Origin of the sequence: Marinicauda sp. Alg238-R41 (assembly GCF_947331485.1) — a bacterium.
Taxonomy (GTDB): Bacteria; Pseudomonadota; Alphaproteobacteria; order Caulobacterales; family Maricaulaceae; genus Marinicauda; species Marinicauda pacifica.
In genome coordinates, this window is sequence record NZ_CAMZOJ010000001.1 from 469,640 (window position 1) to 482,117 (window position 12,478).

The following is a 12,478-nucleotide window of genomic DNA, read 5'->3' on the forward strand; positions in this document are numbered from 1 at the left end:
CGATGCGTCGGAAGAAGGAAGGCGTGTGTGAGCTATATCGACTCCTACCCTCACGAGCTTGTCGGCTATTTCGGGCCGGTGCCGGTGTATCGTCCGCTCGAGGACATTCCCGGCTTCGCGACCGAGACCGGATGGGATGGAGATTTTGCCTGCCGCACCGATCAGATCGTGATCGGGGGCGGGTCCGGCGAGCGCCCCGGCACGGTGCTCGAACGCCCCGCAGCCGCCATGGCGTGCTTCGCGCTCGAACATGAAGGCTTCGATCTGCCCGACAGCCTGCGCGCAGCCTACCGGGCAGAAGCAGGCAAAGCGCCAATAACACGCCACTATGGCTTTGACGCCGAGGATCATGCCGCCTTCGCCGCGCTGATCCGCTCGGATGGCTTGCTCAACCCGTATTACGACGGCCCCGGCCTCACCGCCGAAACCTGGCTTGCCTGCTCGCTGGGTGAATTTGTCTATGCCGCCATGCCCGATCTCGCACCGGACCGGGCGGCCGAGCTTGCCCGGTTCGAGCGCGGCCGGGTTCATACGCGCTACAACAATATTCTGCTGCCGCCGCCCGGCCTGCCGGTCTACGCCAATGGCGGAACGGCGTTCGAGGCAGTGCGCCGCCGGCGCTGACCGGGGCGTGCCTGCTCGGCCTGGCCGTGGCGCCTAGCCGTCGGCAGCGTCGGAGCGGGTCTGTTCAAGCCAGTGCCTGGCGTCGGCTTCCTCGAAGAAAAAGCGTGCATGGTTCCAGGTTGCATCGCCGACCGCGGGACCGGCGGCGATGAAGGACACATGTTCGGGCCGGCACATGATCGCAACCAGTTTTCCCTGGACGGTCTTGACCGTGCTGGCGAAGAGGGTGAAGGCCTCCTGGGCATCGAACGGGTAGGATTGCTCTCTCACATCCAGCAGGATGCACGACACACCGCGCTCTGCGCAGGCCTGCATCGTCTCGCGCCACTGCTGCTCGGCCGCGTCCGCGCGCCACTCCCCGGAGACGCGTACGACGACCAGACGGGCTGCGTCATCGTATGAGATTTCATGGGTTCGCATGCCGTCCTCCTGCGCCGCCCTCGCTGTGACCGTCCGGCAAGAACAAGGTGCACTTCGCATCGCGTTGACTGTCAAGAAAATACCATATGGCCGGCGCGGAAATTCCCTGCGTTTTAATACGTTGCCGGAGCCGGCCTGGTTCAGTTGCCGTCTTCTCAGGCGCAGGCAGCCGCGGCCGGCGGTTCAGAGTTGCCGGCGCGCGCCTCCCGGCAAAGCCAGGTCCGCGCCGCTTCCTCATCGAGAAAAAACCGTACCTCGTTCCAGACCGATTCCCCGGCCAGCATGCCGGCCATACCGATATCGCGGTGCGCGTCGCGGTGCACGGTCGCGATCGTCTTTCCGCCGGCCCGCTCGGCCAGCCGTACGAAGCCGGCAAAGGCCAGAGACGGGTCGACATCGTAGTCGCGTTCGCGCGCATCAAAGAGGATGAACCGGGTATGGTTCGCCTTGCAGACCAGATCGATCTGCGACCATTGGCGTTCTGCCTCGGACTGCTCGTAGCGGCCGGCGACCTTTGCCACGACAAGGCCCGTCGCTCTTTCGTACATGATCTTGATATTGCCAGACACGCAGTCCCCGCTCACTGTTCAAGTCAGCAACGTGTTAACCCTACAACTCCTTGGTGAGTACCGCTATTAATGCATAGCTGACATTCCTATTGTTTTCCCCGCTGGACCGCGCCGGCCGATATGAATATTTAATGCCACTTCGTGCCAGCCGAATACAACGCTGCGACACGGGCGAAGGCCTTGACTATTCTGTCGGCCGGCGAGCCTCTCGACAGACCGGCGCTTCCCGGCATAGGCTCCCTGTGAACGTGGTTCATGAAATCACGACGGGACAGGGAGGACGTATGATGCGTAGCGCTTGGATCAGCATGGCCGGGGCCGCCCTATGGCTGGCCGCCTGCGGTGGCGAGACCGAAACCCGCGATGTCAGCGAGGCCGACCGCGAGTACCAGGAGACGCTGATGACGGCGCTGCTGGACGCCCGGCCTGGCGACGTGATCGAAATCCCGGCCGGTGTCTTCGTCATCGAGCGCGGGCTGTCGCTCACCGTCGACGATGTGACCATTCGCGGCCAGGGCATGGAGGAGACCATTCTCTCCTTTGCCGAGCAGCGCCAGGGCGCCGAAGGCCTGCTGGTCTCCGGGGCGGACAATTTCACACTGGAAAACCTCGCCATAGAAGACACGATCGGCGACGCGGTGAAGATCACCGACGGCGACAATATCGTGATCCGCGGCGTGCGCGTCGAATGGACGAACGGTCCCGCGACCGAGAACGGCGCGTACGGGCTCTACCCGGTCCAGACCACCGATGTTCTGATCGAGGACTCGGTGGCCATCGGGGCGTCCGATGCCGGCATCTATGTGGGTCAGTCCGACCGGATCGTCGTGCGCAACAACCGGGCCGAGTACAATGTCGCCGGCATAGAGATCGAGAACTCCAACCGCGCCGACGTCTACGCCAATGTCGCCACGAACAATACCGGCGGCATCCTGGTCTTCAACATGCCCAACCTGCCGCGCCCCGGCGCCGGGACGCGCGTCTACGACAATGAAGTCTACGAGAACAACACCGCCAATTTCGGCCATGAGGGCACGCCGGTTGCCAGCGTGCCGGCCGGGACGGGCATCATCGTGAACTCCAATGACGATGTGGAAATCTTCAACAACACGCTGCGCAATAACCGCACGGCGAACGTCATCATTTCCTCGCTGTTCAGCGCCGGCTTCTCCGAACTCGGCGTCAGTGACGATTTCGACCCTTATCCCGAAGGCATCTACATCCACTCCAACAGCTATGAAGGCGGCGGGGGCAACCCGGACGGGCTGGAGCTGCAGGCTCTCAAGCTGGCCGTCGCCGGGCCGACAGGCCGCCTGCCGAACGTGCTCTGGGACGGCTATGTTGACGCGGACAAGATGGTCGACGGGGAGATGCCCGCCGCGCTGCGTATCTGCGCACCGGACACCGAGACGCTGAACATTGACGGGCCGAACGACAATGCAGACATCCAGCGCCTGACGCTCGACTGCACGCTTGAGCCGCTCGATCCGGTGGAGCTCGAACTTTGAGGTCAGCGCGCCATGCCGCGCGGCTGATCTGCGCCCTCGGGGCCACGCTGCTTGTGCTGGCGGCCTGCCGGGGCGAGGCAACCGCGCCGCGATATCACGAAAGCGCCAACCCCGAGGTCCTCTCGCAATGGGGCCAGCTCTCCATCGAGAATGGCCGGCTCCTGCCCGGTCCGGGCGTCCTGCCCTACGATCTGAACACCGCGCTGTTTTCAGACTACGCGGTCAAGCTGCGCACGGTCTGGCTTCCCGACGGCGCGCAGCCGGCTGCCTATGACGCGCAGGACAGCTTCGACTTTCCCGTCGGCACGGTCATCACGAAGACCTTCTACTATCCCCGGGCCGGGGAGGGAGACGGGGAGAGCTTCGACGCCGTGGCGCGCACGCGCGAGTCCCTGATCCATTTCGAGCAGGGGGGTCTGGACCTCTCCCGGGTACGCCTGATCGAAACGCGCATTCTGGTGCGCCGGGACGCGGGATGGGACGCGCTGCCCTATGTCTGGGACGAGGATCAGCGCGAGGCGCATCTGTCCCGCTCGGGCGCCTTCGTGGACCTGACGCTGGTCGATGCCGGCGGCACGCGCGAGCCGCTCTCCTACATGGTGCCGAATGTGAACCAGTGCGCCAATTGCCACGAGACCGACACCGGTGACGGCGGCATCCGGCCGATCGGACCGGCCGCCCGCCATCTCAACCGCGAGTTCGACTATGCGCAGGGGCCGGCCAACCAGCTCGCCGAGTGGCGCACCCGCGGCCTGCTGGCAGGCGGGCCGGAGGCTGGCGAGGCTCCGACCAATACGGCCTGGTCGGGCGCGATGCCGCTCCAGGCCATGCTTGAGCCGGCGGCACGCAGCTATCTCGATATCAATTGCGCGCATTGCCATTCACGTACCGGCCCGGCCGACACGTCCGGGCTCTATCTCGAGCGGGCCGAGCCATCCGGGCCGAATCTGGGCTTCTGCAAGCCGCCCATCGCCGCCGGCCGGGGAACGGGCGGGCGCCGCTATTCGATCATCCCCGGCGATGCGCACGCCTCCATCCTGGTCCACCGCATGGAAAGCGACCGGGCCGACATCATGATGCCGGAACTCGGCCGGTCGATTGTCGACCGCGAAGGCGTTGCGCTGGTCGCCGCCTGGATCGATTCGCTCGCCGGATCCTGCGAGGACGCCTGAGCGCTGGCCGGAGAGAAGCGCTAACGCGCGCACACGCCCCTTGGCGTGCGCATCGATCCGGGGCAGTTTGATGCGCGTCCCGCTTCTTCTGCTGAACAGGTCATTGCCATGCTTCGCCGCTTCATCTTCCCCGCGATGGCCGCGGGCCTTCTGGCCAGCGCCTGCGCCACCACGCCGCAATGCCGCCCCCCGACCGATGCCGAGCGCCAGCTTTTCGGGGCGATCGTGGCCCACGACGAGGCAACGGTCGCCAGCGCGATGGCGCCCTCGGCCAGCGCCACCGCCGCGCGTCTGCGCAACCTGGACCCGGCGCTCGAAGCCCAGGTCTTCGGCAGCCGCATGGGCGACCGCTCGGTGCGCACGGTGCTGATGCGCCCGCCGCTCTGCCTCTACGATGCGGCCGACGGGCGCAATGCGCGCACGACCTATGTCTTTGCAAACGGACGTTTCGACGCGCTGCAGGCGGCCAGCCCGTCTCAGCTGGCGCTTGGCACGCCGGGGGTCGACCACGCGGCCTGCCGCTTCGTCGAAGTCGACGGCGTGTGGCATTTGGAAGACGCTTGCCTGTCCACGTTCAGCGCTACGGCCTCATCCAGCTGAGAAGACACTTGAATCCGGTCCCGAATAGGCCCTAGCCTTGTCCACGCGGGGCTCGCAAGAGCGCCGTACTCAGACGCGAGTGAAAAGCCCGGCACGCCTGATGGCGCGCCGGGCTTTTCGTTGCCGGCCTGACTCCATTGCGGAACCGCGCTCCTGACTGCGGGGTTTGTCAGTTATCTGACACCCCTGAACACAGGAGGATATCGCATGCGACCGATGCCCGACCGCAAGCTCTGGGTGGTCGCCTTTGACGGCGGCAAGGCCCTGTTCCTTGAAAACCAGGGATTCTACGACGCGCCCGACCTGAAGGTCGTGTCTTCGTTCGACAACGATAATCCCCCCGACCGCGAACAGACCACCGATGCGCCCGGGCGCATGCAGGATGCCGGCAGCGGGTCGAAGGGCAAAGGCGTCGACGCGCAGGCAGCGCACGGACGTTCCTCGGTCGAACAGACCGACCGCCACGAGCTGGAGAAGGAGCGCTTTGTCGGACGCATGATCGAGCGGCTCAATGAAGAGGCGCGCGTGGACACGTTCGACCAGCTCGTCCTGCTCGCACCGAGTACGGCACTGGGCGAGGGCCGCGAGCATTACTCTCACAAGCTGAAGGACAAGGTTCTGCTCGAAGAGGATGTCGATGTGGTCAACGAGCCGGTCGACAAGCTGGAAAAGCGGATCAAGGCCCTGCTCGCCGATGCGATTGACGAGCCGCGCCCCTCTCACAGCGAACTCTCCGGCCCGGGCCAGGGCTAGGAGCTTGCGAGCTACAGAACAAGGCCCGCCCGGATGCCTCCGGGCGGGCCTTTTCACGTTGCCAGGCTTCAGGCGGCGTCGATCTGGCGCGTGAAGGTCTGCAGGGTCTCGTCCAGCCGGCCCGCCGCCTCGCGCAGATTGCCCGAGGCCGCCTCGAACCGACGCGCCGCCGTTTCGGTGCGCTGGGCCACGGCCGTCACCGTATTGGCTTGCGCACCCACCTGGTCGGTCGATTGCGAAGCGCTCGACGCCAGCCGGGCGATCTCGCCCGTCGCGTCGGACTGTTCGGCGAAATTGTCGTGCGCGCTGCCCGAGGCCTGACGCACTTCCTCGATGGTCTTGCCGATCCGCTCAAGGGCTTCCCCGGCGCCATCTGCCGCCTTGCACAGCGCCTCGATGCGCGAGGAAATATTGCCCGTGGCCTTTGCGGTCTGATCGGCCAGCGCCTTCACCTCGCTGGCCACCACCGCGAACCCCTTGCCTGCATCTCCGGCCCGGGCGGCCTCGATGGTGGCATTGAGGGCAAGCAGGTTGGTCTGCTCGGCGATGTCCCCGACCAGGCGCGCGATATCCTCGATTTCACGCGCCGCGGTATTGAGTTCATGGATGCTGCTGCCCGCGCGGGTGGCTTCCTCGGCTGCCCGTTCGGAGATGGCATCCGCCCCCTCCAGCACGCGAGCGACTTCGGAAATCGATGCCGCCAGCTCCTGCGCCGCGGACGCCACCGACTGGACATGGGCAGAAGTATCCTGGGCGAGCTTGGCCGAGCTGTCGGCGCCGGTGCGCGTCTCGCGCGCGTCATTGGTCAGTTTCCCGGCCAGCTCGGCCATCTCGGCCGACGCCGTCTCGATTTCGCCAAGGACGCTCTTCACGCCGTCCTGGAAGGTACGGGCGGCCGCGCTGGCAACCTGACGCGCCCGCTCGCGTTCGGAGTCGCGTTCGCGCTCGGTGGCCATCAGGGCGCGCGCCTGCTCGTTGGCCGCTTCCGCCGTGACGATGGCCTGCTCGGCTTCCTCGAACGCCACGGTAATCCGGTGCGAGAGCCAGATCAGCGCAGCGGTCTGGCCCACCACGATGACGGCATGGAGCACGACACGGGCAAAATCACCGCCTTCGGGGAAGACCGCCCAGGGCAGCAAGAAGTTCAGCGCCAGGTGGTGCAGGGCCGTGGCACCTGCGGCGGCGAGTAGCGCACGCCAGTCGCACAGCAGGGTCACGATCGCCAGACTGGCGAAGAAGGTCATGTGCATGTCGAGCTGCCAGGCGCGGCCGCTCATCATGAAGGTCAGCACGGCGGGCAGTCCCATCATCGCGATCGCGATGGTGGCACGCGACACGCTGCTGGCGGGCGCGCTGCGCCAGGACATGAAAGCCACACCCGACAGCGCCGCGAGCATGGCGGTGCCCGCGATCACCTTGTCGGGCGCCACAAACAGGCAAATACCGGCGAATAATCCCGTTCCGATAGCCAGGATCAGAAGAAGCAGGCCCGAAGCCTGGTTCTGGACGCGCGCAAGACGGGTCATGCCGTAACTCCGATGGGGCGGACGCCGGTCAGGCAGCCGCCAAGAATGAGGGGGTCGAACACAAGCAGGGCGCCGCCCGCGCGCAGGGCTTTGGCGCCGCCCGGGCCGGGTGCGAGGATCGCGATATTGGAGATGCTTCCAAACCGGACGATACGGGCTTCCCCGCGCGCCGCCTCGGTCAGAATGCGGGCCTGGCTCCATCCGGGCGGGTAGAGCGCAGCGACCTGTCCGTCCGGGGCCGGTGTCAGCAGCGCGCCGGCCGCGGGCACGCTTATGACCATGAGGCCGGCGAGCAGAGGCCAGAGAAGCGTCGATTTCATGGAGCCCGTCCCGGTCGGTTATATCGTGAATGACCTGTTATGACGGTTTGAAGTAAACGCTTTGTTGTCGACCGGCTCCTAACGGCAGAAGTCCCAGGGGCCCATGTCGAAATGGAAGTGATCGAGATGCCGGTTGTCCCCGTCCGGTCCGATGACGCCGCGGAAGACGTCGCACCCGCCCTCGTGGAGTTCGCGCAGGAAAGCGCGCTCGTCGGCCTCGCCATTCCAGCCGCTTTGCACCCGCACGACACGTCCCCCATTGAGGCGGACCCCGGCGATATCGATGGCATTCGCATAGCTGTGCTCGCTCAGCCGCGCGCCTTCGCGTCCGTTCACCGGGCGGCAGCTATAGGTGCCGTAGTGCAGGATCTCGGTGACCGGCTCGCCGAAATGACGTTCGGCCGCGGGCAATAGCGTTTCTCGCTCCCAGAGATTGAACGCGGCGGCCAGGGCACAGCGCGTCACCACGGGCTGCGGCGCGGAGAAGGGGGCCGAGGCTTCCTCGATCACGATGGCCTCCTCCCACCCGCACGCGCCCGCGCCATCGCGCTCCTCTGCAATGGAGAAGCCCAGCGTTCCGCTTTCGAGCGTGGTCAAGCAGGCGTCGAAATCGCCGCGCAGCTGAGCCAGCTTGGTTTCCACCAGCGGGCCGGACGGCACGTCCAGGGTAAGCGGTGTCCACGGCTTGTACCGGTCCGGGGTCAGCATGATCGACAGCCCGACGAGCGCGCCGAGGCACGCCGCAGCCATGATCCAGGCCAGTATGGTCAGCCGGTGAAGCCAACGCGAATGCGCTGTATCGGGGTCGGGTTGATCCATCACCGGTATATGGGCCCGTCATGTGCCGTGCGCGTGTCGGTAATGCGGCGAGGCAGAGGCGCCGCCCCCGGTAGACCGCGCTCGTGAGCGGTGGCGGACCCGTTTCTAGAACTGGCCCGCGATCAGAAGGATTGCGAGGACGAAGCCTGCGATCTGGACGATGTTGACGATGACCGCGCGCCGGTGAAGCTTCTTGTACACGCTGCGGTCCTCGCTTTCGCGTGCCGTGTTGATCGCCGGCGTCAGCAGGAAGCGTCCATAGGCGAAACCGCCAGTGACCAGCGCCAGAAGCAGGGCGGCAAACTCGGCCTGGGCGAGCAGGGCGAACAACGTGGCCAGGCCCGCCAGGATCAGAAAGAACAGGTAGTAGACCGGGAACAGGGCCCGGACGAACGGGCCGGCTGCTTCCTCGCCCAGACTCTGGAAGGCGGTCGGCGTCACGATGGCGGCGAAGAAGACCATGGTGGCGATTCCCCCGCCGATCGACAGGAAGGCCAGGATGGGCCAGAGGGCAAAGACGCTCTGTTCGTTCATGGGGGGCACCTGTGAAATCAGCTTCGCTGACTCACTATAAGCTGATGGCGGCGCATTTGTATCCCGCGCCTAGCCCCACGGGCCGCGCACCGGCGGCTCGGACTCGTCCTCGTCCAGGCTGCCGCCCCAGGGGCCGCGATGACCCCACGGGCCGGCGGACGGTGCCGGAGCCGCTCCGGACAGCTCGCGCAGGCGGGCGATCCGGTTGGCGGTGGACGGGTGGGTGGAGAACAGATTGTCCGCACCCTGGCCGTTGAGCGGGTTGATGATGAACATGTGCGCGGTCGCGGGATGGCGCTCGGCCTGGTCGTTGACGCCGCCGCGGGCGAACCGCTCGATCTTTTCCAGCGCGCTGGCCAGCCAGAGCGGATTGCCGCAAATTTCCGCACCGCCCTTGTCGGCGTCGTATTCGCGTGCCCGGCTGATCGCCATCTGTACCAGGCCCGCGGCCATGGGCGCCAGAATCGCGATGAGGATGCCGGCCAGCATGCCGCCGCGCTCGCGTCCGCCGCCGAAGAAAAGCGCGAAGTTCGCCAGGAAGCCGATCGCACCGGCGAGGGTCGCGGTGACCGTCATGGTCAGCGTATCGCGGTTCTTCACATGCGCCAGTTCGTGGGCCATCACGCCCATGACTTCCTGGCGGTTCAGGCGCCGCAGCAGGCCGCTCGTGGCGGCCACGGCGGCATTGGACGGGTCCCGCCCGGTCGCGAAGGCGTTGGGCTGGTCGTTCTCGATCACGAAGATGCGCGGGCGTGGCATATGGGCGCCATCGGCCATCGCGACCACGTCGCGCGCATATTGAAGCAGAGCCGGATCGCGCTCGTCAGGCCCGATCTCGCGCGCCTTGTACAGGCGCAGCACGATCTTGTCGGCATTCCAGTAGGCATAGGCGTTCATCGCCGCGGCGATGACGAAGGCGATCAGCGCCCCGGTCAGTCCCCCGACCAGATAGCCGACGCCCATGAACAGGCCTGTCAGGGCCGCCAGTAGAACAAAGGTGCGTAACCCGTTCGCGGTCATGGTCTGCTGATGTCCTCGTGTCCAACGCACGCGCCCGGCTTTGCCCGGGCGGTTTTCATGCCTATCTAGATGGGAAAGCGCAGAAAGGCCTGCAAGATGAGCGAGACCCCGGATAGCCAGGACGAGCGCGCCGCCCGCGTGAAGGCCGCCGCCGAGCGCGCGCTGGCCGAAGCGGAGGCGCGGCGTTCGGCAGAGCCCCGGCCCGGCAACGCGCCGGGCGAAACCGAGATCAACGGCCCGGCCGGACCCGAACCCACACGCTTCGGCGACTGGGAGAAGAAGGGCATTACCTACGATTTCTAGGGCCTGTTCCCGGCGCCTGCCGCGCCTCGCCCCCGCCGATCCGGCAGGCGACAGACAGTTAACCCTGTGCTAACCTGAAACACATGCTGGTTACCGGACTTCTCGCCCTTTCCCAGAGTCTGGCCGGCGCCCCATCGGGCGGCGCCGACGCCTATCAGGCTGACACGCGAACGGCATTGGTTGAGCCCTACCCGCACGACACCCGGTACGAGACCCGATACGCGCCCCGCCATGGCGACCGGCATCACCACTCCGAGCCAGCGCCGGTGCGCGCCGGCGACCCGATCTCGCTCGATGCTGTCGCGCTGGTCACCCTGACCGGAGGCGTCGAGCAGGGGCCGGCCTGGTCCTATGTCTACACCCGGCCCTATCGCGCCGGCGAACGCCCGCTTGTCCTACCCGGCGCCGGACGCCAGGCCTACCGGGTCATCGGACCACGCTGACGCGCCGAGCGATGACGGGCATGGGCAGCCGATCCAGGCCCGATGGCAGGGACTTCTCTTCCCAACCGAAGAATTTTTTCCTATATTCGGCGCATGTTCGGCTCTCTGTCCTCTCTTGGCGCGATTGCGGCTCTTGCCCTGACCCAGCCTGCTGCGCTGCCCGGCCCGATTCCGGCCGAAATCGTGCGCGTGATCGACGGAGATACGATCGCGGTGCGCGCGCATATCTGGCCGGGTCACAGCGTGGAGACCCGCGTCAGGCTGGCCGGCATCGATACGCCGGAAATCCGCGGGCCGGACTGTGCAGACGAACGCACCCTGGGCGAGCTGGCCGCACGCACCGTGCAAGGCTGGCTGCCCGAGGGCGCAACCGTCTTCCTGACCGACGTGTCGCTGGGCAGTTTTGCTGGACGGGTCGTCGCCCGGCTGCAGACTGCGGACGGCCGCGATCTCTCCGCGCAGCTGACCGCGCTCGGCCTGGCGCAGCCCTATGGCCAGTCGAGCTGGTGCCCGGCCGAAGATCCGGCAGAGCGTCCGGCCGAAGGCACCGCCTCGCGCGACTAGGTCTGCGGGGCGCACCGATAGCGATGGCCGCACGCGGGCGATCCGCCCTCCGCCGCGCCGGCCCGCGCCCAGGCGCGTTCGTGGAAGGTGTAGGCGATCGTCTGCACCGCCGGCTCGATCAGCCCGATGGCGAGCGCCGCCTTCCAGCTGCCGGTCAGCAGATAGGCCACGCTCATCGCCACGCTCAAATGCATGAGCGAATAGGAGAGCGTCTTCAGCACGCCGCGCGGCAGGCGCAGCTGCGGCGGGAAGGCAGCAGACCGGATTTCACGCATCGCATCGGACATCGGGGTTTTCCTCGTCAGTTGTGCGAATGAGAATAGTTCGCAAATTTGCATCTGGCCAATGAAGACTTCCGATGCTCTGTGAAGGCTGCGTCTATGGGAGGCGGCGAATCTTTCCGGTCTTTAATTTGCCGCGGCGCGGTGCAAGGCTTACCCGCGACCGACCGGTTTCAACGATGGACTGCGATATCAATGGCTGCGCGCAAACACGCTTCGCCCTCTCCGCGCCTGACGCTCGCCCCGGACCTGGACACAGGCGCAGCGCGCGCGGACTTCGAGGCCCACGGCTATACCGGCGTGGACGGCGTGCTGGCCCCGGACAGCGCGAGCGATCTGGTCGCGCGGATCAAGTCCTGGCCCTACTGGGCGCTGGTGACCCATATCGAGGGCCAGCACCGCTCCTTCGACGCGGCTGCGATGGAGACCGTGCCCCAGAGCAAGAAGGACGCCTTCCACGCGCTGGTCAATCGCGAGGCGGTGTCCGGCTTTCAGTATCTCTACGAGAATTTCGCCCTGTATGAAGGCGGCCGCAACGGCACGCTGGATGATCCGGTCCTGCGCGCCGCGTTCGACCTGGTGCGCAGCGAGCCCTTTCTCCAGCTTTTGCGCGAGGTGTCGGGCGAGGACGATATCGCCTTCACCGACTGCCAGCTGACGCGCTACCGCGCCGGCCATTTCCTGACCACGCATGACGATGACGTGGCGGGCAAGAATCGCCGTGCCGCCTTCGTGCTCAACCTGACCGAGGGCTGGCGCGCCGATCATGGCGGCCAGCTGCAGCTGCTCGACGAGGCGGGCGATGTCCGGCGCGGCCTGGTACCCCGCTTCAACCGGCTCATGGTCTTCAAGGTGCCCCAGCCCCATGCGGTCAGCGTGGTGGCCCCCTTCGCGCCCGGCCCGCGCTTTGCGATCACCGGCTGGGCCCGCGCAGGCGCCGAACCCGCGCTCGGCGCCTGAACCCGGCAGGCGCGCCTGATACGGCGCTTTTCGCACCCGTCCGGGCAGGCTATGGGCTCGCG

Annotated in this window: 17 protein-coding genes; 9 read left to right on the top strand and 8 right to left on the bottom strand. The window is 66.6% G+C overall.

The window, feature by feature from the left end:
- Positions 1-27: 27 nt before the first annotated feature.
- Entirely contained in the window at positions 28-624 is a 597-nt protein-coding gene (locus PGP17_RS02125) for a hypothetical protein (RefSeq protein WP_270374069.1), read from the top strand.
- Between the two features lie 33 nt (positions 625-657).
- Here the strand turns inward: PGP17_RS02125 and PGP17_RS02130 are convergent, their stop codons facing one another.
- Positions 658-1,044, bottom strand: coding sequence for a hypothetical protein (locus tag PGP17_RS02130; RefSeq protein ID WP_270374071.1), 387 nt, complete (start codon positions 1,042-1,044; stop codon positions 658-660).
- Positions 1,045-1,199: 155 nt separating this feature from the next.
- Positions 1,200-1,592, bottom strand: coding sequence for a hypothetical protein (locus PGP17_RS02135; RefSeq protein WP_270374073.1), 393 nt, complete (start codon positions 1,590-1,592; stop codon positions 1,200-1,202).
- A 308-nt stretch (positions 1,593-1,900) separates the two neighbouring features.
- Between PGP17_RS02135 and PGP17_RS02140 the strand changes: the two genes are divergently transcribed.
- The 4 genes from PGP17_RS02140 to PGP17_RS02155 all read left to right on the top strand — a co-directional run bounded on the left by PGP17_RS02140 (position 1,901) and on the right by PGP17_RS02155 (position 5,646).
- Positions 1,901-3,121, top strand: a complete 1,221-nt coding sequence (locus tag PGP17_RS02140) for a parallel beta-helix domain-containing protein (protein ID WP_375282682.1) — start codon at positions 1,901-1,903, stop codon at positions 3,119-3,121.
- Complete coding sequence (locus PGP17_RS02145) at positions 3,118-4,293, top strand: SO2930 family diheme c-type cytochrome (RefSeq protein ID WP_270374076.1); 1,176 nt, start codon at positions 3,118-3,120, stop codon at positions 4,291-4,293. Before PGP17_RS02140 ends, PGP17_RS02145 begins: the two co-directional genes overlap by 4 nt.
- A gap of 108 nt (positions 4,294-4,401) precedes the next feature.
- Entirely contained in the window at positions 4,402-4,893 is a 492-nt protein-coding gene (locus PGP17_RS02150; RefSeq protein ID WP_270374077.1) for a hypothetical protein, read from the top strand.
- A 207-nt stretch (positions 4,894-5,100) separates the two neighbouring features.
- A complete protein-coding gene (locus tag PGP17_RS02155) occupies positions 5,101-5,646 on the top strand; it encodes a host attachment family protein (RefSeq protein ID WP_270374079.1) in 546 nt (181 codons plus the stop codon).
- Positions 5,647-5,714: 68 nt separating this feature from the next.
- Here the strand turns inward: PGP17_RS02155 and PGP17_RS02160 are convergent, their stop codons facing one another.
- The 5 genes from PGP17_RS02160 to htpX form a co-directional block, all read right to left on the bottom strand.
- Positions 5,715-7,172: a methyl-accepting chemotaxis protein gene (locus PGP17_RS02160; RefSeq protein ID WP_270374080.1), complete on the bottom strand. Its 1,458-nt coding sequence runs from the start codon at positions 7,170-7,172 to the stop codon at positions 5,715-5,717.
- Positions 7,169-7,492, bottom strand: coding sequence for a hypothetical protein (locus tag PGP17_RS02165; protein ID WP_270374081.1), 324 nt, complete (start codon positions 7,490-7,492; stop codon positions 7,169-7,171). The genes PGP17_RS02160 and PGP17_RS02165 overlap by 4 nt, the downstream gene beginning before the upstream one ends.
- A 78-nt stretch (positions 7,493-7,570) precedes the next feature.
- On the bottom strand, positions 7,571-8,311 hold the full coding sequence (locus PGP17_RS02170) for an extensin-like domain-containing protein (RefSeq protein ID WP_270374083.1): 741 nt from the start codon (positions 8,309-8,311) through the stop codon (positions 7,571-7,573).
- Positions 8,312-8,416: 105 nt separating this feature from the next.
- On the bottom strand, positions 8,417-8,845 hold the full coding sequence (locus tag PGP17_RS02175; protein ID WP_135945078.1) for a DUF4149 domain-containing protein: 429 nt from the start codon (positions 8,843-8,845) through the stop codon (positions 8,417-8,419).
- 69 nt (positions 8,846-8,914) lie between these two features.
- Positions 8,915-9,865 (bottom strand): zinc metalloprotease HtpX, encoded by a 951-nt coding sequence (htpX, locus tag PGP17_RS02180; protein ID WP_270374084.1) that lies wholly within the window; start codon positions 9,863-9,865, stop codon positions 8,915-8,917.
- A gap of 96 nt (positions 9,866-9,961) precedes the next feature.
- On the opposite strand from htpX, the gene PGP17_RS02185 reads away from it, so the two are divergent.
- The 3 genes from PGP17_RS02185 to PGP17_RS02195 all read left to right on the top strand — a co-directional run bounded on the left by PGP17_RS02185 (position 9,962) and on the right by PGP17_RS02195 (position 11,175).
- The gene (locus tag PGP17_RS02185; protein WP_270374085.1) at positions 9,962-10,168 is read left to right on the top strand and encodes a DUF1674 domain-containing protein; all 207 of its coding nucleotides are present in this window, start codon (positions 9,962-9,964) and stop codon (positions 10,166-10,168) included.
- An 83-nt stretch (positions 10,169-10,251) separates the two neighbouring features.
- Entirely contained in the window at positions 10,252-10,611 is a 360-nt protein-coding gene (locus PGP17_RS02190) for a hypothetical protein (RefSeq protein WP_270374086.1), read from the top strand.
- Positions 10,612-10,704: 93 nt separating this feature from the next.
- Positions 10,705-11,175: a thermonuclease family protein gene (locus PGP17_RS02195; protein WP_270374087.1), complete on the top strand. Its 471-nt coding sequence runs from the start codon at positions 10,705-10,707 to the stop codon at positions 11,173-11,175.
- Here the strand turns inward: PGP17_RS02195 and PGP17_RS02200 are convergent.
- Positions 11,172-11,462 (bottom strand): DUF2061 domain-containing protein, encoded by a 291-nt coding sequence (locus tag PGP17_RS02200; RefSeq protein ID WP_270374088.1) that lies wholly within the window; start codon positions 11,460-11,462, stop codon positions 11,172-11,174. The two genes, PGP17_RS02195 and PGP17_RS02200, sit on opposite strands and share 4 nt — an antisense overlap.
- A gap of 189 nt (positions 11,463-11,651) precedes the next feature.
- Between PGP17_RS02200 and PGP17_RS02205 the strand changes: the two genes are divergently transcribed.
- Complete coding sequence (locus tag PGP17_RS02205) at positions 11,652-12,416, top strand: 2OG-Fe(II) oxygenase (RefSeq protein ID WP_270374089.1); 765 nt, start codon at positions 11,652-11,654, stop codon at positions 12,414-12,416.
- Positions 12,417-12,478 lie beyond the last annotated feature (62 nt).